Genomic DNA, 20898 nt, shown 5'->3' on the forward strand with positions numbered 1-20898 from the left:
GTCGGACCCTGGTCAGGAGTCGTCCGTCGTCATGGCCGTGGGCGGCAGCCAGTCGGCGCCGAGCAGATGGGCGAGGTCGGTGAGGCCGGTGGTGTCGCTCCCCACCGAGTCGGAAGCGGCGGCGATGCGCTCGACCATCACCTTGCCGACCTGCTCCTCGACCGTCCCCTCGGCGTAGGCAATGTGCCAGGGCGAGACCTGGTGGTCGCGGTGGGTGCGTCCGGTGACCTGTCGCGCGGCGATGCCGGAGAAGCGGGCCTGGTGGAAGATGCCGACGCGCGGCTCGGTGCTCGCCCGGCGTCCGTCCGCGAGGGTCTCGCCGGCGTGCAGGCTGATCGAGGCGACCGTGGTGAAGACGCAGACCTTGGCCTCGCCCTTCTGGAACCGGAGTCGCTCGGCCTCGGCGTCGAACCGGTCGCCACCGTAGATCGACGCCACCTCGATGCCTGCGTCGCGCAGCCGGTCGGCGATGGGGTCGGCAGCAGTCGTGACGAACTCGACCGAGCACGCCACCTGACGCTCGGCCTCGACCTGCTGGGCGATCCAGGCGACCGTCGAGTCGACCCGGATCAAGCCGGCCTTCTGTCGGAAGCGCAGCAGCGCAGCCCGTCCCTTCGCGATGCTGCGACCCCGTCGAGCGAGGTCCATCTCGCGGCAGAACTCGCCCCACTCGGCCCCGTAGGCGGCTCGCTCGGCCGGCGTGAGCGTCACGGGCATGCCGGAGATCGGCACCGGGCCCCACGGCGCTGCGCGGTGCAACATCGCCGGGGGTCGCTCGTCGGCGAGCCAGCCGCGCACCAGCTTGAGGTCGGCAGCGCGGCGGGTGGGATCGGTGGTCCAGGTGGCGCCGTAGCGTCCGTGTTCCACCCCCACGCCGTGGCGCTCGAGCGCAGCGGCGAACGTCGTGCCGGCCTGCGTCGCGGCGGTCCACTCCCGCATGGGTTCGCCGAGCACCTGCGCGTAGGCGGGAGCGAGGTAGGGCAGCTCAAGCGGTGTGTGCCCGGGCGTCGCCGTCGTCGCGATGACGAACGGTGCCTTGTCGTGCGGACGGCTGTGGCCCGAGATCTTCGTCCAAGCCTTCCAGCGCTTCGTCGTCGTCCGTCGCAGGGCATGAGCCTCGTCGGCGATGATGACGTCCCAGGTGTGGTCCTTGACCTTGTCGAGCCTGTCCCAGGTGATGACGACCCATTCCAGACCACCGTCGCCAAGTGCCGTGATCGTGCGGCACCAGTGGCCGATGGTGATGGCAGCGGGACGGTCGGCCACGACGAGCACCCGCTGCGCGCCGCGCAGGTCGCCGACCGCCGTCGCGCCGAGGACGGCCGAGATCGTCTTCCCCACCCCAGGCTCGTCGGCCAGGAGAAACTGCCGTCCACCCGCCGCGGCGCGCTCGGCGATCGCGTCGGCTGCTTCGAACTGGATCTTGCGCGGTTCGAGAGCGCCCGTCGGCTCGGGGTTAGGTGTCGGATCATCGGGGTTCAGGGAGTTCTCGATGAACCGACCGAGCGTGTGCGCCCCCGGGGCATACGGAGCGAGGTGCTCGGGAAGATCACGCCCGACGAACAAGTGGGTCTTCACCGCCGTGTGCCAGGCGGCGCCGTCGACCTGCGTCCCGTACGGGACGTCGACCACCCAGATCCGCTCCCCCGGCCCGGCGACCGGCAGCTGCTGGCTCGCCCCGCCACGGCGCGGCGACGCACTGCGCCGGCGAGCCTTGGATCGGCGGGGACTGGCCACTTCCGGACGCTACACGGCTCGCGGGCCCGAGTAGAGCTGACGTGCCGATGGCAGACCTAGGTCACGCACTTGCAGCGAGCGCTGGCGTCGATCGTGCCTCCGCCTCACCGCGCGGCATCTGCTGCTTCATTGGCGGTGGAATGACGCTTGCGTGCACAGGTTTCGAAGGTTCGGGAAAGTCATTGCCACCGAGTGTCAGTGTCTTCGTAGATACTTCCTGCATGACAGGCTCTCGTCGGAAAGGCTCAGGACCGAACCGCGAGCGTGGCCGGAGTAGGCCGACCGTCAGCGAGGAGCCGATCAAGGTCGCGATTGCGACAACACCGAAGTCCGGTTCGGACGGCCAACCGGAGATGCATCAGGACGTCGCGCTCGTCAAAGCCGCACTTCTCTACGCGGACGAAGTTGAAATTGTCAGCCTCGGCGTGTCGATGTTCGATGAACTGCAGCAGGCCATGAACTCGGGCGATCATGGCGGTTTCGACCTTTTGGCCGCGATGGACGATGAAACACTCGCGCATATCGCAAGTCAGGGCGGGAACGCTGAGCTGCCGGTCAATTGGAGAGAGATGCTCGGCCGGGCCCTTGCCCTGGATCCGAACGCTCTTGAGCGTACCGATCCGGGGAGCGCTCAGGTGCTGCGCGAACTTCGGGAGGCGGCCGAGGAGATAGGCAGTAGCACCCAAGCCGACATCGAAGCATTGTTTGAGCAGTTCGGAGCCACTGAACTCGTCGTCGCCTTGCGCGCCAAAGTGGTCAAGGTCGCCGACTTGGGTATCACTCCGTCCACGACGCTCCGGCCTGCGGACGTTCGTGCCACCGAGACCGACCAGCAGATCTGGAACTGGATTGACGCGCTCATATCGAGACTTACGGACCGGCGAACGCGTCTTCTGTTCGATCGGGACGCCGGGAATCTGATCCAGTCGATGTACGACGAGGGGAAGATCCCTGCAAGCCCGCAGGGGATGCGGCTAGCCGCTCAAGCCGCTCTGGGGGCGGGATTTGCAGAGCGTCTCCCCGCCTTTCCCATGGCGAAGATGGACGAATTGATTGATTTGCGCGCAGAGCTTGCATTGCCGCTGGCGAGATATCGGGGCGCTGTGATCCGCTTCTCAAAGAACATTGAGCCAATGGTTGGCGAGGGTCTGGCATTCGAAGTGCAGCAGCGTTGGGATGAGAGCGTGAAGCCGATGCTGATGGACTTAAAAGACGAGATGGCCGATCACGGACTTGTGAGAGAACTGGCTCGCTCGCTGAATGTGAAGGACGTCCGCAACTTCGGCTTCTGGACGTCCGGGACCTACTTTGCTTTCGCGAACTCGACGAGCCTTGATGCGCTAGCAACCGGCTTGGTGGCGACCGGGGCATCTGCCGTACCTCAAGCGGCCTCAGTCGCTCTCAGCGCTGTTCGTACTCGCCGCGCTGCAACTGGCGACGTAGAGAGCAACGAGCTGTTCTACCTGTATGAGACCAACCGACGCCTTGAGCGATAGCTTCGTTTCGAGGTATAACCGGTGAGGGTCTCGCTGCACATCTGTTGAACGCGAGAATGACGCTTCACTTAGTAGGCGGGGAATGACGCGGTCGTCCAGCCATCGACGACGTCCCGAGGTTGGCACGACGGGCGCAGACGATCGGTATCGTGACCTTCGTGAATAGCTCGGGCACCAGACTTTCAAAGTGGGCTGCGCGGTTCCCGTTGATCGTCACGGGCGTAGTCTCCGCGCTAGCGGCCGGAGCGTTTGTCTCTTCTAGTTTGGCTTCGTCATCGGTTCCGCGCGATGAACAGTTCAATGGATTTGTCGTGTTTCTCCAAGACACGGCCACTCTCGGATCTGGGCAGCAGATTTGGCTCGCCCTTGGCCCGCTGTCCTACGGTCCTCGACCGCGAATACGCGTAGACCTTGCGGCGTGCGGAGAAGGGGCCATCAGCGGTCACCTGATTTTCGGCGGCGACGCCCGCTTGACAGACGCCTCCTTCGGTCTGGGGGACCTCTCCGACGGTCGTCTGCAGTTCACGAGTGAGGCCCAGCTGTCTGGCGCGTCCTTCGATGGGACAGTTCCCCTCGGGGACATCCAGTCGCTAGCCATTGACATTTCGAAGCTGGACCCCTGTATCTCGACCGTGCAATCCGACGACACCGGCTTCGTTGGGAGAGCAACCAGAATCGAGGGCAATATCTCTGCCCCGATCGTTTCGACTCGAAGGTACTGGCCTTTCACGGCTCCCCGGATTGCCGAGACGATGCCGCTGATGGGCGCGATGCCGGACCGACCTCTCGGCGATAGCGGCGAGTTTGAGATCCCTGAGCTGAGCATTGAAGGAGCGATCATTCCGCCCGGTCTTTTCACCTCCGTAGAGGCGTCCTCCAGCAACCTGAATGCGTTGACCGAAATAGCGCAACCAGAGTTGAAGGTGGCACCGAGCCCTCACTGGAGTGGGCAGACCGGATTCCAGGCAAGACGAACCGTCCTAGATCAGGCGCAGGCGCAGCACCTCGCCACAGTTTCCGCGGCCGCCGCTCTCGTCTTCGGAACGTTCTCGGCGACCTTCCTGTCAACATTGTCGCTATCTCGCAAGCGTCTCGCCGCCCCCTCCAGCCCTCAGGGTGGGAGGCGCATGCCGGGTGCTCGCGCGGGCTCGTCCGGGTCTACAGCTCTAAGTTCGCGGCTCGTGCGACGACGCTCAGTGCCACCCGGCACTAATGGCCGCTGCTAACCAGAACTGAATCTCGCATCTTCGGCACATGCGGGTGAAAAAGTCCCTAATCCTAGAAAGCGGCGGAATGGCCTATTTGCCGGAGTCCGATGGCCATGCAAGTGGGCGAGGAAGACTCATACCACTGCGGGTTACGCGCGCTCGGACTGCGGTAGCAGCGCGACTAGGGCGGCTAGGGCATGGTGTTTGGAGGGGGCGTTGTCAATTTGGGCTGCCATTTCCCATATCGAACGAATCAACTCGATTGATGCCACGCTCCTAGCGTCACCCAACGGTAGGTCAGTTCTGAGATGCATCTATAGACCTGCAGTCCGGTTGGTCGTGTCGACTGTTCTATTGAAGATTGGATGAGCCGTGACGACCGACTGCTGCGCAGAGGCTCAGACTGTCGGAAATTCAACGTCGATCGAGCAACCAAACGATCGGATTGCTCGACCTGATTGTGCAGAGCAGTTGCGGTGGACTGACCCACTGACCCGTCCGGGAAATCCGGGACAGGTCAACCATTAACCCGACACCAGCTCGCGATTACGTGGTGACCGGGCCACCCGCTTCGAACGAAAGCTTGTTGTCGATGTCTTCGCGAATCACCACATACCCAGGTGAGTCGTCAGTCATCCGTCTCCTCCCGAAGGGTCGGGATAGAGGTGCGGCCGAGTCAGCCGGCGGGCGCCGGAGCAGGCGTGAGTGTCTCGAGGAACGGTTCGAGGATGTTTGCGGTGTGCTCCTGGCTTATCGCGATGATGAAGGAGACGAGCTCATCGTTGAAGAAAATCGCGGCCACGACGAGCACGAAGCCAAGGATTTTGCGCAGGGGCTTGAACTCCCGTGCCAGTTCCAGTGAGTCGTAGGTATCCATGCCTAGATCGTGCCCGAAGGGTCCGACGCTTCTCGCGTGACAGGTTTGGATTGTCAGACCTGCAACAACCTGGACCCATTGAAGGTTGGTTGCAGCTCCGGTGTGCTGAATATCGCGCCTACTCGGCATCTGCTGCCGGGTTGGCACGCCTTGCTAGAAACCTGTACTCGGTCACTGTCTCTGCGATCTCTTTGAGCTGTGCCAGCGCCCTATCGGCGTTAGCAACTTGGATTCCTGAGGTGTCGACGAGTGGGGTTCCGTCACCGGCCTGAGGTTCGCGCAGGCTGGCGAGCTCGTGGACGACCTTCTCGATGGCCCCTACGAGAACCGCCTCGCGGTTCTCGAGGTCTTTCTCGGCTGAAAGCGGAACGACCGGGCTCTTGGAATACCCGCTCGACCAGGTGTCGCGCATCCATTCGTCGGTGAAGAGGAGTTCGCGCCCGTCCGGGCCGAGGATGGGCTGTCCCTTGGGGTTCACCCGGACGGGTGTGCGTTCGGCGCGGGAGTCGTGAACGATGCGCGCCAACTGACGCATCCCGTGTTCGGTGCGACACATCAGTGTGACGACGTCGCCCACCTTGCGACGGTCCTTCATGCCACCGCGAGTTTGCAGGGGCACGAGGCGCGCTCGGGCCATCCAGTAGAACGCGACGACCATGAGGAGCCGCCCTCGGTCCCCGGGACGGCCGAGGAGTGCGACCTCTCCTGTGGCGTCGGTCATGAGCTTCTTCAAGGACCCAAGCCCTTCGTCGTCGTCGACTTCCCAATCCCCCTTGAGGTCGTCTATCTGCCAGAGGGCGACGAGTACACGACGGACGTTGTCGGCCTCTGAGTCGGTGCGAAGTTCAGAGCGGAATGAGCGCAGAGCGCCTTCCGCAGCGATGTTCGTTCGGACTGACGCGTCCATCGACCTGACGACGTCGAGGCGGCGGATGGCTTTGGCGACTTGGAGGTCATGATCGCGCAGCCACCATCGCAGCGACGCAGCTCGTACGTCTGGATGTGGGTCCAGGCCGGCTTCGGTTGCCTGGTCCGCGTCGAGGTTTCCGGCGAGCCAGTCGCGGTACTGCCCGGCGGTGAAAGCGCCCTCGTTGACGTTGGACCACGACTCGAAGTCGGACTGACGTGCATCGAGGGTCGCGTTCAGAAGCATGTCGAGCTGGCTCGAGGTGCTCCAGGGACTTGCGGGAGACACATGGATCGCACCCAGGCGCGACTGAACCGCCTCTACAAGATTGATGTGCGGGGTGTCTGCGCGGAACCCGACGACAATCGCGGCGGGGGCAGTGAGGCTCCGGAGCGCCGCTGCTTCCTCGAGGGTCATCTCCGGGTTGTCCGCGAAGGCAAGGTAGGTCCCGATGCGCTGGCGCAGCGTACGGGGGCTGTTGACCAGCTTGGTCAGGACGTCGGAGGGGTCGAGCCGGAGGTGCCGGTATGCGCCGGCCAGGCGCGAGTTTCCGTCGACCGAGGTGAGGACCGTCCGGCTCCCGTCATCGTGAGCGATCTCAAGATCCTTGAGCAGGTCGACGTCGTCGGGATCCGCGTACCCGCTGTTGAAGACCAGCGGCACGAGCAGGAGTTCGGAGAGAATGCCGTGGTTCCCGACGCTGGTGCTCAGGTCGTTGGTGTTGCGCAGGTACGACATCTGGTTGTCGAGGTAGCCCACGAGTTCTGCGGTGGGCACCATGTCCATGACTAGTTCAGGGGAAGCCGGATCTGAACCGGGATGTGTCGGAGGCAGGGGGTGGCGGCGTTTGGCGCGGCTCTCAACGGCGTAGGTGAGTCCGGGCAGAAGGCGGGGGTTCTCGGGCCACATGAGGACGCCGGGCACCCAGACTTGTGCGTGGACGGCAAGAAGTGCTCCACCGTTGACGCGGATCTCGGCCGGTTCCTCGAGCTGGCGTCGTACTGCAGAGGGGTCGCACACGGCGTACCCGATGGCCCGAGCCGTGTGGAGGTGGATGCCTCGTCCGGTCAGTGTGGTGATGAGCCTCTGGACCGCTGGCGCCTTCGGGAGCTCGGGCATCGGCGGCAGGGGGCTGGGGATGTCGAGGTCAGGGGCGTGGGTCACGTGACGTCCTCACTTCCGTGTTGAGAGTCGGTGTTGCGCGAGAGGTTCGGCTGGGGCAGGGAATCGCGGCATTCAGTCCAAGCCGACCTGGCCTTCGGCGTTGCGCCGTCGCCGCCAATTCCGGACGCGCTTGAAGCAGGCCCAGGCTGCCTCGGCGACGAGGAGCGCCAGCACCCAGGTGTGCCACTGGCCGGCTACGCCGAGAATGCGGTCGGTCGGGGTCGGCGCCGACGGGTCCTGGGCCTGGTGGATCACCGAGGTGCCGAACAGCCAAAAACCGAGGAATCGAAGCGAGGTTTTGGCTGCGATGGCAGCCCAAGGCTGGTCCTCGCCGACGTCTCCGAGCGCGCGGATGACCACGTGAGCCGATCGGATTACCGGCACGATCCGAAGGATGTAGTTCGACACCGGGCCAGGGGGCGGCTCGGCGATTGCCGGGAGCGCAGGCGATGGGTCTACCTGCAAGGTTCCGGGCGCGACTGATTGCGTCGGAGTCGGTTCCGGGGTGACGGCAAAGTCTGGCTCGACCTCGTCGGGGTTTGCCGACGGGTCATCGTTGTGCTCGGCGCCGAGGTGCCTGCTTGCGGCACTCACGGTTCAGCCCTGGTCGGGCGGTACGCGGTACGGCGCTGAAGGCCGCCGGCGCGTGCACGCCTGAGGATCGGAGGGGTCCATCGGTCTTGCTCCCGGTGTAATTGCCGCATACGCCCCAGCGGGTTGCTGTGGTGTTCGGGATGCGGTCCGACGCCCCTTCGACGATCCCGGCGCGACGTCGCAGTTGCGACGAGACCGGTGTTCGTGTCCGTGTAGCGGCTGGTCGAGAGCTTGGGTGGCGGAGTCCGACGTCGTGACGTGAGGCTTCGGCATATAGGTGCTGATCGAACCAGTGGATCTCTCAGCGATAGGTGGGCCCGCGGTGGCAGACGACTACAGCGAAAACAAATTTCGAGTTGTGACTGAGAGTCTACCTGATTTGCGGACGGAAACTGCTGCCTCGCGGGTCCAGCTCCTGATGCCGACCTTCACTGGCAGGAACTATGGACTGTCTACGGCGCTATCGCTCAAGGCGCGACCCGCGTCATTCTGGGCGGAATGTCGCGCAATTATCCCGCGGTTGACCTGTGATACGCGGCGCGCCGGCGAGCGACCACCCACCGCTCGGCGCACCGCATACCCCCACCAACACACAGAGCCCCCGCCGGCAGGGTGCCGGTGGAGGCTCTGTGCGAACTAGGTGGTGATTCAGGCGACGTCGTAGCGGTCCAGGTTCATGACCTTGTCGAACGCTGCGACGAAGTCGGTGACGAACCTGGTCTTGGCGTCGTCGCTGGCGTAGACCTCGGCGAGGGCGCGCAGCTCGGAGTTGGAGCCGAACACCAGGTCGTTGCGGGTGCCGGTCCACTTGACGGTGCCGCTGTCGTCACGGGCCTCGAAGACGTCCTCGGCGTCCGAGGTCGCCTTCCACGAGATGCCCATGTCGAGCAGGTTGGCGAAGAAGTCGTTCGTCAGCGTGCCCGGCGCGTCGGTCAGTACACCGTGCTGCGACCCGTCCCAGTTGGTGCCCAGCACCCGCAGGCCGCCGACGAGGACGGTCATCTCCGGAGCGCTCAGCGTCAGCAGGTTGGCGCGGTCGACGAGCAGGAACTCCGCCGGCAGGCGGTGACCCTTGCCGAGGAAGTTGCGGAAGCCATCGGCCGACGGCTCCAGCGCGGAGAACGACTCGACGTCCGTCTGCTCCTGCAGCGCGTCGGTGCGACCCGGCGTGAACGGCACCGTGACGTCGTGACCGGCAGCCTTGGCCGCCTGCTCGACACCCGCGACACCACCGAGGACGATGACGTCGGCCAGCGACACCTTGGTGCCCTCGGCGTTGAACGCCGTCTGGACGCCCTCGAGCGTGCGCAGCACCGTGGCGAGCTGGTCGGGGTTGTTGACCTCCCAGCCGTTCTGCGGCTCGAGACGGATGCGCGCACCGTTGGCGCCGCCGCGCTTGTCGCTGCCGCGGAACGTCGAGGCCGACGCCCACGCGGTCGAGACGAGCTGCGAGACCGTCAGGCCCGTGTCGAGGATCTGCTGCTTGAGCGCCGCGATGTCGTTGGCATCGATCACCTCGGCGGGCGCGACGGGCAGCGGGTCCTGCCAGATCAGCTCTTCCTGCGGCACCTCGGGGCCAAGGTAGCGCTGGATCGGGCCCATGTCGCGGTGCGTCAGCTTGAACCAGGCACGGGCGAACGCGTCGGCGAAGGCCGCCTGGTCGTCCTTGAAGCGGCGCGCGATCGGCTCGTAGATCGGGTCGAAGCGCAGTGCCAGGTCGGACGTCAGCATGCGAGGCTCACGACGCTTGCTGTCGTCGTGGGCCAGGGGCACCAGGTCGTCGCCGGCGTTGTTCTTGGGACGCCACTGGTTGGCGCCGGCCGGGCTCTGGAACAGCTCCCACTCGTACGCGAACAGGATGTGGAAGAACTCGTTGTCCCAGCGCGACGGGTGGTACGTCCAGGTGACCTCGAGGCCGCTGGTGATGACGTTGTCGCCCTTGCCGTCGCCGAGCGTCTGCTTCCAGCCGAGGCCCTGCTCCTCGATCGAGGCGCCCTCGGGCTCGGGGCCGACGAACTGGTCGGGGTCGCCCGCACCATGCGTCTTGCCGAAGGTGTGGCCGCCGGCGATCAGCGCCACGGTCTCCTCGTCGTTCATGGCCATGCGGCCGAAGGTCTCGCGGATGTCGCGCGCCGAGCCGAGCGGGTCGGGGTTGCCCTCCGGGCCCTCGGGGTTGACGTAGATCAGGCCCATCTGGACGGCTGCGAGCGGGTCCTCGAGCTCGCGGTCACCCTTGTAGCGCAGCTTGCCGCCCTGCTCGCCGCCGAGCCACTCGCTCTCGGGGCCCCAGTAGACGTCCTCGTCGGGCTCCCACACGTCGGCGCGGCCACCGGCGAAGCCGAACGTCTCGAAGCCCATGGTCTCGAGCGCGACGTTGCCGGTGAGGATCATCAGGTCGGCCCACGAGATCGAGGCGCCGTACTTCTTCTTGATGGGCCACAGCAGACGGCGGGCCTTGTCGAGGTTGCCGTTGTCGGGCCAGCTGTTCAGGGGCGCGAAGCGCTGCATGCCCGCTCCGGCGCCGCCGCGACCGTCGCTGGTGCGGTAGGTGCCGGCGCTGTGCCACGCCATGCGGATGAAGAACGGGCCGTAGTGACCGAAGTCGGCCGGCCACCAGTCCTGCGAGTCGGTCATCAGCGCGGCCAGGTCGGCCTTGACGGCGTCGAGGTCGAGCTCGTTGAACGCTGCGGCGTAGTCGAAGTCGTCACCCATCGGGTTGGCGACGACGGGGTGCTTGCGCAGGATGCCGAGGTTGAGCTGGTTGGGCCACCACTCCTGGTTGGCCGAACCGGCGGTCGGGTGCGGACGCTCGCCACCCATGACCGGGCACTTGCCGACGCCCTCGTTGCTCTCGTCGTCCATGTCGCCGACGACGGCGTTGTGGTGGGTGTTCTCGGTCATGTGGTTCCTTCCGGGTGGGGCGTGGTCGTAGAAAGATCAGCGTCGTGCAGGGATCAGGGAGTGCAGGCGGGGCAGGTGCCCCAGTAGATGACCTCGGCCTCGTCGATCGCGTAGCCGTGGTTGTCGGACGCCACCAGGCACGGCGCGCTGCCGTGCGCGCAGTCGACGTCGGCGATCGAGCCGCACGACCGGCACACCACGTGGTGGTGGTTGTCGCCGACCCGCGCCTCGTAGCGCGACAGCGAGCCGGACGGCTGGATGCGGCGGACGAGACCGGCACCCGTCAGCACCTTGAGCACGTCGTAGACGGCCTGGTGCGAGACGTCGCCCACCTGCGTGCGCACCTCGCCGATGATGGTCTCGGTGTCGGCGTGCGGGTGCTCGTGCACCGCCGTCAGCACCGCGACGCGCGGACGCGTGACGCGCAGGTCGGCTGCTCGGACGAGCTGCTCGATCTCGACGGCGGTGGGCATGTCTCCACCCTACGGACAAACTTGAATGAGTCAAGGAAAGACACGCGCTGTTCTCCCGATCGTCACCGCCGCGTGGCTGTTAGCGTGCGTTCGTGACGATCCGACCCGAGCTGCTCGACCTGCTGGCCCGACGCGCACTGACCGAGGACGCAGCCCGTCCCGACGCCGTCGAGCGCCTGCACGCCCGCGGCGGCCGCACCGCCCGCGAGAACGTCGCCGACCTCGTCGATGACGGCAGCTTCGTCGAGTACGGACGCTTCGTCACCGCCGCCCAGGCCGGGCGCCGCACCGACGACGACCTGCTCGACCGCACCGTGGCCGACGGCATCGTGGGCGGCATCGCCACCGTCGACGGGCACGCCTGCGCCGTCATGTCGTACGACTACCTCGTCATGGCCGGCACCCAGGGCATGCGCGGCCACCGCAAGACCGACCGCCTGCTCGACGTCGTCACCCAGCTCGCGCTGCCCACGGTGTTCTTCGCCTCAGGCGGCGGCGGACGTCCCGGCGACACCGACATCCCGCTCGTGTCGGCCCTCGACGTCACGACCTTCGCCGCGTGGGCGCGGCTGTCGGGCCGCGTGCCGCGCATCGCCGTCGTCGACGGCAGCTGCTTCGCCGGCAACGCCGTCATCGCGGGCTGCGCCGACCTGATCGTCGCCACCCCGCGGGCGTCCCTCGGCATGGGCGGTCCCGCCATGATCGCCGGCGGCGGCCTGGGCGACGTCGATGCCGCCGACGTGGGACCGGTCGACGTCATGACCGCCAACGGGGTCATCGACGTCGTGGTGGACGCCGACGACGTCATCGACGAGGCCCGCCGCCTGCTCGGCTACTTCACCGGGCCGACGGACGACTGGACGGCACCCGACCAGTCGTGGCTGCGCGAGGCCGTGCCCGAGGGCGAGCGGCGCTCGTACGACGTCGTCCCGATCGTCAAGACCATCTGCGACGACGACAGCGTCACGGTGCTGCGCCCCTCGTTCGCTCCCGAGCTCGTCACCGCCCTCGGACGCGTCGAGGGCCGCACGGTCGGCATCGTCGCCAACGACACGCGACACACCGCCGGCGCCATCACCGCCGACGCCGGCGACAAGGCCGCCCGGTTCCTGCAGCTGTGCGACGCCCACGGCTTCCCCGTCGTCTCGCTGGTCGACACCCCCGGCATGATGGTCGGCCCGGACGCCGAGCAGACCGGGCTGGTGCGGCACACGTCCCGGCTGCTGGTGGCCGGCGCCCAGCTGAGCGTCCCGCTCATCGGCGTGGTGCTGCGACGCGCCTACGGGCTCGGCGCCCAGGCGATGCTGGGCGGCAGTACCCACGAGCCGCTCATGACGGTCGGCTGGCCCGGGGCACATCTCGGGGCGATGGGCCTGGAGGGCGCCGTCCGCCTCGCGATGCGCAAGGAGCTCGAGGCCATCGACGACCTCGAGGAGCGTGAGCAGCAGGTGCGCGAGCTGACCGCCCACGCCCAGGCCAACGCCTCGGCGCTCAACGTCGCTCGACACTTCGAGATCGACGACGTGATCGATCCGGCCGAGACGCGCGGCCTGGTCGCACAGCTGATCTCCGCCGCAGCACGCGACGGACGCCTCACCGGCAGCGGCGCCCGCATCGACACCTGGTGATCCGGCTCGCCTCGACGCCGCGGTGTCGCCGTCCATCCCCTACGTTGGATGACGGACGACAGGAGGCAGCATGCTCGCAGGCAGGTACGAGCTCGATCACGAGATCGGTCGCGGCGGCATGGGCTCGGTATGGCTCGGTCACGACACCGTGCTGGGTCGCGACGTCGCCGTCAAGCAGATCGGCATGACGACCGGCGGCACCGCACCCGACCTCGAGCGCGCCGAGCGCGAGGCCCACCTGGCCGCCCGCATCAACCACCAGAACGTCGTGGCCGTCTACGACCTCGTCGACGAGGACGGCTTCCAGTGGCTGGTGATGGAGCACGTCGACGGTCCGACACTGGCCGGCCTCATCGCCGAGCGCGGGTGGATCGAGGCCGCCGACCTCGCCCCCATCGCCGAGCAGGTGGCCCGCGCGCTGGCCGCCGCCCACGCGCACGGCATCGTGCACCGTGACGTCAAGCCGTCCAACATCCTGCTCACCAGCGGCGGGGTCGCCAAGCTCTCCGACTTCGGGGTGGCCCGGGCCCAGGCGGACGCCTCGCTCACCCAGACCGGACTGGTCACCGGCTCCCCCGCGTACCTGTCGCCCGAGGTCGCCAGCGGACGCACCGCCACCAGCGCGAGCGACGTCTGGTCGCTCGGCGCGTCGCTGTTCCACGCCCTGAGCGGGCACCCGCCGTACTCGGTCGGCGACAACGTGCTGGGCGCGCTGTACCGCATCGTCAACGAGGAGCCGCCGCGTCTCGACGACGGCCCGATGACCGCGCTGGTCACCTCGATGATGCAGCACGATCCCGACGCACGGCCGTCGATGGCTGCCGTCGAGCACACCGCGGCATCGCTGCCACGAGGCCCGGTCGCGCCGCCGATCGACCTCGAGGCGACACAGGGGTTCGCGGCCTTCGGCGAGACACAGCCCGTGCCGGAGGCGCCGACCGTCGCCGCTCCCCCGAGCGCCACGACCGCGTTCAGGCCCTTGGCTCCGCCGATCCCCGAGCGCGAGCCCGAGCCAGACCCACAGGCGGCGCCCCTGGTCGCGTCGCACGCGGGCGACACGCCGCGCCGCTCGCGGATGATCTGGGTCGCCGTCGGCGCGGTCGCCGCGCTGATCGCGGTGGTCGTCGGGCTGCGGCTCGGAGGCGGCGACGACGACCAGCCGGTCGCCGACTCCCCCAGCTCGTCGGCACCCGCCCCCACGTCAGCACCCACGACCGACGCTCCCGCTGAGGACGCCACGACGCAGGCCCTCAAGGGCTTTGTCGCCGACTACCTCACGACGGCGCCCAACGACCCGGACGCCGGTTTCGCGATGCTGACGCCCGACTTCCAGAAGCAGAGCAAGGGCATCAAGGGATACAAGGGCTTCTGGGGCCGCGTGTCGAACCTCGACGTCCAGCAGGTCTCGGCCGACCCCGCGTCGCTGCGCGTGTCGTACACCTACTCGTACGACCTCGACGGCGACTCGCGCTCCGACGCGGTCACGCTGCAGCTCGAGAAGTCCGGCGACAGCTTCCTGATCGCCGGCGAGGTCTGATCAGCCGGCCCAGAAGCCGCGTCGGCCGCCGAACATGTCGCCGGGGCCACCGCCTCCGCCGCCGCGCCGGCGCGAGCCCAGGTACGAGCCGACGACCGCCGCGCCGAGGTCGTCGAGCTCGGGCGCCACGACGGTGCCGCCGGCCCGCTGGGCCATCGACTGGATGAAGCGCGCCAGACCCGGGTCCTCACCCAGGCGGAAGAACGTGGTCTGTGCACCGAGACGGGTCGCGTTGTCGAGCTCACGCACCGCGTACGCGATGGTCAGCGGGTGCGGCGGGTACTCGAAGTAGACCTCGCCGCTGCTCTCGAGGTGCGACGTCGGCTCACCGTCGGTGACGATCAGCAGCACCGGCTGCGCGTTGGGGTGCTTGCGGAAGTGCCGGTTGGCCAGCAGCAGCGCGTGGTGCAGGTTGGTGCCCTTGGCGTACATCGCGTCGAGGCCCGTGAGCTGCTCGATGTCCATCACCTCGGCGTGGCGGCCGAACGCGATGAGCTGCAGGTCGTCGCCGCGGAAGCGGCTCTTGATGAGCGTGTGCAGCGCCAGCGCGGTGCGCTTCATGGGCACCCAGCGGCCGTCCATCGCCATCGAGAAGGACGTGTCGACCAGCAGCGCGACGCAGGCCTGCGTGCGGGCCTCGGTCTCCTGCACCTCGACGTCGCCGATCTCGATGCGGACGCCGTGGCCCGTGGCCCCGCCCTCGCCCGCCGTGCGGGTCAGGGCGTTGGTGATGGTGCGGGTGACGTCCCACGGCTCGGTGTCGCCGAAGGCCCACTCGCGGGTGGCGCCCGACCGCTCGCCGGCCGCACCGGACTGGCGGACGTCACGGGCGCCCTGGCGTCCGGACATCTTGTCGGCGACGTCGCGCAGCAGCGCCTTGCCGAGCTGCCGCATGGCCTTGGGGGTCAGCTTGAGCTGCCCGTCGGAGCCGCGCTTGAGCGTGCCGCTGTCGCGCAGCGCCTTCTCGAGCTGCTGCAACGTGCGGGCGTCGACCGCCGCCTCGTCGCCGAGCTGGCGCGAGAGCTTGTCGAGGTCGAGATCGTCCATGCGCGAGCCGTCGTACGACTGCGCCAGCTGCTCGGCGAGATCGTCGAGGTCGGCGATGTCCTGGAAGACGCCGGTGCCGTCGCCGAGGCCGAGACCCTCCTCGCCGTCCATGCGCTCGGAGCCGCCCCAGTCCTCGCCGGGACGCATGGCCTGCAGGTTGCCGTCGAGCTGGGCCAGCGACTGCATCAGCTCGGGCGAGCCGAAGGCCTGCTGCGCCAGCGCGTCGAGCTCGGCGCGCTGCTCGGCCGTCATCGAGTTGCGCATGCGCTGCGCCGCGGCGGACCGCTGGGCCAGCGCGTCGAGCAGCTCGTCGACCGTCTGCGGGTTCTCGGGGAAGAACTCGCCGTGCTTGGCCATGAACTCGTCGAACTGCTCCTGCGTGCCCTCACCGCTGCGGTGCTTCTCGAGCAGGCTGTTGAGGTCGTCGAGCATCTCGTTGATCGCGGCGCGGTCCTCGTCGGTCGCGCTCTCGAGAGCGTCCTTCATGCCGGCGAAGCGTTGGTCGAGCATCTCGCGACCGAGCAGGTCCTTGATCTTCTCGAAGTCGGCGCGAGCCTCGCTGCTCTGCCACTCGTAGCCGTTCAGCTCGCTGACGGCGGCTGCGGGCGACGGCGAGAGGTTGTCGAGCTGCATCTCGGCCAGCGTGCGGTCGGCGTCGTCCATCTCGACGTCGCGGGCCAGCTGCTTGCGCTCGCTGAGGACGGCGCGGTCGAGCAGCTCCTTGATCTCTTGCAGCGTGCCGTCGAGGTTGTGCTTCTGGGCGAGCTCGCGTCGCTTCTCCTGCACCCGTCGAGCGAGGTCGTCGAGACCGGCCTGGTCGCGTCCTCCCCGCCGCAGGAACTCGCGCATCGCGAGCTCGGGCGAGTAGCCGGCCATGACGTCCTCGCCGATCTGGTCGAGCGCCTCGGACAGGTCGACCGGCGGGGCCAGCGGATCGGGCCCGTCGACGTACTTGCCGTAGCGGGACGCGCGGGTGAGGCGGCGGTTGGCCCTAGCCATAGATGGTCTCGCCCCCGCCGCTCTCCTTGCTGACCTTGCGCGCGAGGTAGAGGCCCTCGAGCGCCAGCTCGATGGCACCGGCCCGCTGACCGTCGTTGGTCGCGCCGAGGCGGTCGCACACCTCGTCGTACAGCTCGGACTCGCCGAGGGTCGGCAGGCCGGTCAGGAAGTCGCGGGCCGTGACCTGCTCGCCCGTCGTGACCATGACACCGTTCTCAATGGCCTCGACCAGCAGCGTGAAGTCGATGCCACGGAAGTGCTCGCGCACCGTCTGCGCGGTGGCCGTGCGCAGCAGGTGGTCGAGGATCTCGTCCTCGCGCCCCTCCTCGCCCGACTCGAACTCGATCTTGCCGCCGAGCACGTCGACGGCGGTCTCGAGGTCGACGGGTCGTGCGACGGCGACGTCTTCGCCTTGGCGCGTGGCGCGGTGGATCGCCGCGGCGGCGATCGTCTCGGCACCCGCGATCGCGAAGCGGGCGCTGACGCCGCTGCGCTGGTCGACCGCCGGCGACTCGCGCAGAGCACGCGTGAACCGGGCCAGGATCTCGACGAGGTAGTCGGGCACCTCGGCGACCAGGTCGGCCTCCTGACGGATGACGGCGACCTCGTCGACCAGCTCGGTCGGGTAGTGCGTGCGGATCTCGGCGCCGAAGCGGTCCTTCAGCGGCGTGATGATGCGGCCGCGGTTGGTGTAGTCCTCGGGGTTGGCGCTGGCCACGACCAGGACGTCGAGCGGCAGGCGCAGCACGTAGCCGCGGATCTGGATGTCGCGCTCCTCCATCACGTTGAGCATCGCGACCTGGATGCGCTCGGCGAGGTCGGGCAGCTCGTTGATGGCGACGATGCCGCGGTGGCTGCGTGGGATGAGCCCGAAGTGGATCGTCTCGGGGTCGCCCAGGCTGCGTCCCTCGGCGACCTTCATGGGGTCGACGTCGCCGATCAGGTCGGCGACGGACGTGTCGGGGGTGGCGAGCTTCTCGGCGTAGCGCTCGTCACGGCCGCGCCACGCGACCGGCAGGTCGTCGCCCAGCTCGGCGGCCCGGCGCAGGCTGGCCGTGGTGATCGGCTCGTAGGGGTGCTCCCCTAGCTCGGAGCCCTCGATGACCGGCGACCACTCGTCGAGCAGGCCCACCATCGTGCGCAGCAGGCGAGTCTTGCCCTGGCCGCGCTCGCCCAGCAGCACGATGTCGTGCCCCGCGATGAGGGCGCGCTCGAGCTGAGGCACGACGGTCGACTCGAAGCCGTGCAGGCCCGGCCACGGATCGCGGCCCTCGCGCAGGGCGGCGAGCAGGTTGTCGCGGATCTCGACGCGCAGGGTCTTGAGCACGTGCCCCGAGGCGCGCAGCTCGCCCAGGGTCGAGATGGCAGGAGCGGGAGCGGTGGATGCAGTCACGTCCAAAACGCTACTCCTGCCCGCAACGGTGGAGGGCGCTCCAGCCACCGCCGTCCGGTCAGTCCAGGACGCCGAGCGACTCGAACAACTCGCGCAGCGCCTTCTGGCCCTGCGCGTAGGCGCCGACGTCCGGCATGCCGCGCCACGAGACGTGCTGCGCGTCGCTCATCGCCGGCGCTCCGGCGATGCCGGTGCCCGACTCGAGCAGCGCCGTCAGCTCGTCGGACGGCCGGGGCGACGTCCGTCCTCCCACGGCGGTGAGGATCGAGGCCTTCTCGCCCTCGATGCTGACGGTCAGGATGCCCATGCCCTTCTTGACCCGGACGTCGCTCACGGGCGCCTGCCAGACGACCTGCAGGTCGTTCGACTGCAGCGTCAGGTGGCTGCCGTCGGACGTCAGGGCTCCGGGGCGGGCGACGCCCATCAGGTAGTTCTCGCGGTAGTAGACGAACGCGCGCACGGTCTCCATGCCACGAGTCTGTCGTATCCTCTCGGCGTGGCGAACAGACGCAACGTGGTCGCGGTCGAGGACTGCCTCAAGGCCATCTACTCCGTCGGCGAGTGGGACGAGTCCGCGCGCACCGTCGGTGACATCGCAGCCCGGCTGCGGGCGTCCACCTCGTCGGTCTCGGAGATGGTCAAGCGCCTCACCGACGACGGCCTGGTCGAGCACGAGCGCTACGGCCACGTCGACCTGACCGAGACCGGGCTCGCGCGAGCCCTGCAGATGGTGCGACGCCACCGGCTCATCGAGACCTATCTCGTCACGGCGCTCGACTACGGCTGGGACGAGGTGCACGACGAGGCCGAGGTGCTCGAGCACGCCATCTCCGACCTCATGCTCGACCGGATGGACCGGCGGCTCGGCCAGCCGTGGCGCGATCCGCACGGCGACGCGATCCCGACGTCCGAGGGCGTCCTGCACCGACCCGTCGCCCGTCCGCTCGGCGAGCTCGCCGAGGACGAGGGCGGCCACGTCGTCCGCATCGACGACGACGACCCCGAGCTGCTGCGCTGGTTCGCCGAGCACGGGCTGGTGCTCGACGTCGGCCTCACCGTGACGGGTCGCAAGCCGTTCGGAGGTGCCACCGAGGTACGGGTCGACACCGCCGACGGCTCGACGACGCTCGACCTGGGGCTGCAGGCCGTCGCCGCGCTCTGGATCGGCCCCACTCCCCCGGTCGACGCGACCTCCGGCGGCTGCCACTACGCCGCGTGCGAGCACGTCGGACCGGAGAGTTCGTAAACCCGAACTCTGCTGTTGGGGCGACGACGTTTGCCTCGGTCGCGCACGACCATAGCGTCGGACGCATGGTTCACGTGCTCCTGCTGGTCGTCTGCGCCGTCGCGATCTATCTCTCGTGCGAGTGGTTCGTCAACGCCATCGAGTGGCTCGGCGTCCGCATGAAGGTCGGCGGGGTCGCGGTCGGCACGATCCTCGCCGCAGCCGGCACCGCGCTGCCCGAGTCGGTCGTGACGCTGATGGCGGTGCTGTTCGGCAGCGAGAAGAACGGCAACGACATCGCGGTCGGTGCCGCGATGGGTGGCCCGCTCGTCGTCGGCACCCTGGCCTACGCCGTCACGGGGGCGATGCTGTTCCTGCGGTTCCGCAAGAAGCGGGCGATGGCGCTGGCCGCTGCGGGCCCTGGCGAGCCGGCCCCCGGAGGTCACGACCTGCGCATCGACGAGGGAATCGACACCCATCGCCTCGCCCGCGACCAGGTCTGGTTCCTCAGCATCTTCGTGTTCAAGGTGGCGCTCGGACTCGTGGCGTTCGCGATCAAGCCGTGGCTCGGCCTGCTGTTCCTCGCGGCCTACGGCGTCTACTTCTACCGCGAGATGACCAGCGAGGGCGAGGACGCGTCGGCCGACGACCTCGAGCCGCTCAAGCTGCGTCCGAAGGCTGCCACCCCCGGCACGTGGTTCGTCGTGGCCCAGACCGTCGGCTCGCTGGCCGTGATCTTCGCGGCGTCGCAGGTGTTCGTGAAGCAGCTCGAGTGGGCCGGTCCTGCCCTCGGCCTGCCGGCCGTCGTCGTCGCCCTGCTGCTGTCGCCCATCGCGACCGAGCTGCCCGAGATCATGAACGCGATCATCTGGGTGCGCCAGGGCAAGGCCAACCTGGCCCTCGCCAACATCTCGGGCTCGATGATGATCCAGGCGACCGTCCCGTCGGCGATCGGGATCGGTTTCACGAGCTGGAAGTTCGACACCCCCTTGATGCTCGCGGGCTTCGCGACCCTCGCCTCGGTGGCCTACCTGCTGTGGGTCATGCACCAGAAGTCGTTCACGGCGACGAAGCTGTTCTACGCCGGCGGCTTCTACCTGGTCTTCGCCGCCGGGCTCGTGCTGACGGTCTGAGCCTGCCGACGCCAAGATGTCGGCACTTCTGCACCGTTCTGACTGCTCAAAGGCACCACAAGTGCCGACATCTTGGGCGCGTGCCCTGCACCTCGGCACGGACCGCCTGGTGGTGGAAGGGTATGACTGGAGCAGGCGCACCGTCGCGTCGGTGCCAGCACCCTTGGGGAGGAACGACCATGCAGATCGATCCCGACGACCTCGTGCCGACGGTCCCGCCCACGGGCACGGGCTGCGTCGAGTGCGAGCAGACCGGTGGATGGTGGTTCCACCTCCGCCGCTGCGCACGGTGCGGCCACATCGGCTGCTGCGACGACTCGCTCTCGCGCCACGCCACCCAGCACTACGACGAGACCGGGCACACCGTGATGCAGAGCTTCGAGCCCGGTGAGGACTGGTTCTGGGACTTCGCGTCGCAGACCGCCTTCGACGGCCCCGAGCTCGTCGCGCCTCACCACCATCCGGTCACGCAGTCCGCGCCGGGGCCAGCCGAGCGGCTGCCCGCGGACTGGCAGGACATCCTGGCGAACCGGCAGGACTGAGCGGCGCCGACCGCCCCCACACCCTTCAAGGAGACAC

Annotated in this window: 15 protein-coding genes; 6 read left to right on the forward strand and 9 right to left on the reverse strand. The window is 68.1% G+C overall.

The genetic code is table 11. The features are described 5' to 3' along the window. Positions 1-12 precede the first annotated feature (12 nt). A complete protein-coding gene (locus tag DX116_RS13485) occupies positions 13-1737 on the reverse strand; it encodes a DEAD/DEAH box helicase (protein WP_119704769.1) in 1725 nt (574 codons plus the stop codon). A 221-nt stretch (positions 1738-1958) separates the two neighbouring features. On the opposite strand from DX116_RS13485, the gene DX116_RS13490 reads away from it, so the two are divergent. Continuing rightward, entirely contained in the window at positions 1959-3233 is a 1275-nt protein-coding gene (locus DX116_RS13490) for a hypothetical protein (RefSeq protein WP_147393667.1), read from the forward strand. Positions 3234-5117: 1884 nt separating this feature from the next. On the opposite strand, the gene DX116_RS13495 is transcribed toward DX116_RS13490, so the two are convergent. The 5 genes from DX116_RS13495 to DX116_RS13515 form a co-directional block, all read right to left on the reverse strand. After that, positions 5118-5318 (reverse strand): hypothetical protein, encoded by a 201-nt coding sequence (locus DX116_RS13495; protein WP_119704771.1) that lies wholly within the window; start codon positions 5316-5318, stop codon positions 5118-5120. A gap of 118 nt (positions 5319-5436) precedes the next feature. Continuing rightward, positions 5437-7389, reverse strand: a complete 1953-nt coding sequence (locus DX116_RS13500; protein WP_147393668.1) for a hypothetical protein — start codon at positions 7387-7389, stop codon at positions 5437-5439. A 72-nt stretch (positions 7390-7461) separates the two neighbouring features. Next, a complete protein-coding gene (locus tag DX116_RS19770) occupies positions 7462-7983 on the reverse strand; it encodes a hypothetical protein (RefSeq protein WP_147393669.1) in 522 nt (173 codons plus the stop codon). Between the two features lie 648 nt (positions 7984-8631). Continuing rightward, positions 8632-10884 carry a catalase/peroxidase HPI gene (katG, locus tag DX116_RS13510; RefSeq protein ID WP_119704774.1) on the reverse strand — a complete coding sequence of 751 codons (2253 nt, stop codon included), beginning with the start codon at positions 10882-10884 and terminating at the stop codon, positions 8632-8634. Between the two features lie 53 nt (positions 10885-10937). Further along, complete coding sequence (locus DX116_RS13515; protein ID WP_119704775.1) at positions 10938-11357, reverse strand: Fur family transcriptional regulator; 420 nt, start codon at positions 11355-11357, stop codon at positions 10938-10940. 92 nt (positions 11358-11449) lie between these two features. Between DX116_RS13515 and DX116_RS13520 the strand changes: the two genes are divergently transcribed. After that, entirely contained in the window at positions 11450-12985 is a 1536-nt protein-coding gene (locus DX116_RS13520) for an acyl-CoA carboxylase subunit beta (protein ID WP_199716077.1), read from the forward strand. A gap of 70 nt (positions 12986-13055) precedes the next feature. Then, complete coding sequence (locus DX116_RS13525) at positions 13056-14522, forward strand: serine/threonine-protein kinase (protein ID WP_119704776.1); 1467 nt, start codon at positions 13056-13058, stop codon at positions 14520-14522. Here DX116_RS13525 and DX116_RS13530 read toward each other — a convergent pair whose 3' ends face one another. Genes DX116_RS13530 through DX116_RS20365 form a run of 3 tightly spaced genes read right to left on the reverse strand, consistent with a single transcriptional unit; the run spans position 14523 to position 18430 of the window. Then, on the reverse strand, positions 14523-16568 hold the full coding sequence (locus tag DX116_RS13530; protein WP_119704777.1) for a vWA domain-containing protein: 2046 nt from the start codon (positions 16566-16568) through the stop codon (positions 14523-14525). After that, entirely contained in the window at positions 16561-17961 is a 1401-nt protein-coding gene (locus DX116_RS13535) for a MoxR family ATPase (protein ID WP_119704778.1), read from the reverse strand. The genes DX116_RS13530 and DX116_RS13535 overlap by 8 nt, the downstream gene beginning before the upstream one ends. Positions 17962-18019: 58 nt before the next feature. After that, a complete protein-coding gene (locus DX116_RS20365; protein ID WP_233556765.1) occupies positions 18020-18430 on the reverse strand; it encodes a hypothetical protein in 411 nt (136 codons plus the stop codon). A gap of 27 nt (positions 18431-18457) precedes the next feature. On the opposite strand from DX116_RS20365, the gene DX116_RS20370 reads away from it, so the two are divergent. From DX116_RS20370 to DX116_RS13550, 3 genes are all read left to right on the forward strand, one after another. Beyond that, on the forward strand, positions 18458-19207 hold the full coding sequence (locus DX116_RS20370) for a metal-dependent transcriptional regulator (RefSeq protein WP_233556767.1): 750 nt from the start codon (positions 18458-18460) through the stop codon (positions 19205-19207). A gap of 65 nt (positions 19208-19272) precedes the next feature. Continuing rightward, positions 19273-20319 (forward strand): sodium:calcium antiporter, encoded by a 1047-nt coding sequence (locus DX116_RS13545; RefSeq protein WP_119704779.1) that lies wholly within the window; start codon positions 19273-19275, stop codon positions 20317-20319. A gap of 179 nt (positions 20320-20498) precedes the next feature. Continuing rightward, complete coding sequence (locus DX116_RS13550; RefSeq protein ID WP_119704780.1) at positions 20499-20861, forward strand: UBP-type zinc finger domain-containing protein; 363 nt, start codon at positions 20499-20501, stop codon at positions 20859-20861. The last annotated feature ends 37 nt before the right edge of the window (positions 20862-20898 follow it).

The organism is Aeromicrobium endophyticum (genome assembly GCF_003586285.1).
Classification (GTDB): domain Bacteria; phylum Actinomycetota; class Actinomycetes; order Propionibacteriales; family Nocardioidaceae; genus Aeromicrobium; species Aeromicrobium endophyticum.

Excerpts from the sequence above, each read along its gene's own strand:
- DX116_RS20365 (WP_233556765.1), bottom strand. The coding sequence starts at position 18,430 with ATGGAGACCGTGCGCGCGTTCGTCTACTACCGCGAGAACTACCTGATG.
- DX116_RS13490 (WP_147393667.1), top strand. The coding sequence starts at position 1,959 with ATGACAGGCTCTCGTCGGAAAGGCTCAGGACCGAACCGCGAGCGTGGC.
- DX116_RS13525 (WP_119704776.1), top strand. The coding sequence starts at position 13,056 with ATGCTCGCAGGCAGGTACGAGCTCGATCACGAGATCGGTCGCGGCGGC.
- DX116_RS13515 (WP_119704775.1), bottom strand. The coding sequence starts at position 11,357 with ATGCCCACCGCCGTCGAGATCGAGCAGCTCGTCCGAGCAGCCGACCTG.
- DX116_RS13550 (WP_119704780.1), top strand. The coding sequence starts at position 20,499 with ATGCAGATCGATCCCGACGACCTCGTGCCGACGGTCCCGCCCACGGGC.
- DX116_RS13530 (WP_119704777.1), bottom strand. The coding sequence starts at position 16,568 with ATGGCTAGGGCCAACCGCCGCCTCACCCGCGCGTCCCGCTACGGCAAG.
- DX116_RS13495 (WP_119704771.1), bottom strand. The coding sequence starts at position 5,318 with ATGGATACCTACGACTCACTGGAACTGGCACGGGAGTTCAAGCCCCTG.
- DX116_RS13545 (WP_119704779.1), top strand. The coding sequence starts at position 19,273 with ATGGTTCACGTGCTCCTGCTGGTCGTCTGCGCCGTCGCGATCTATCTC.
- katG (WP_119704774.1), bottom strand. The coding sequence starts at position 10,884 with ATGACCGAGAACACCCACCACAACGCCGTCGTCGGCGACATGGACGAC.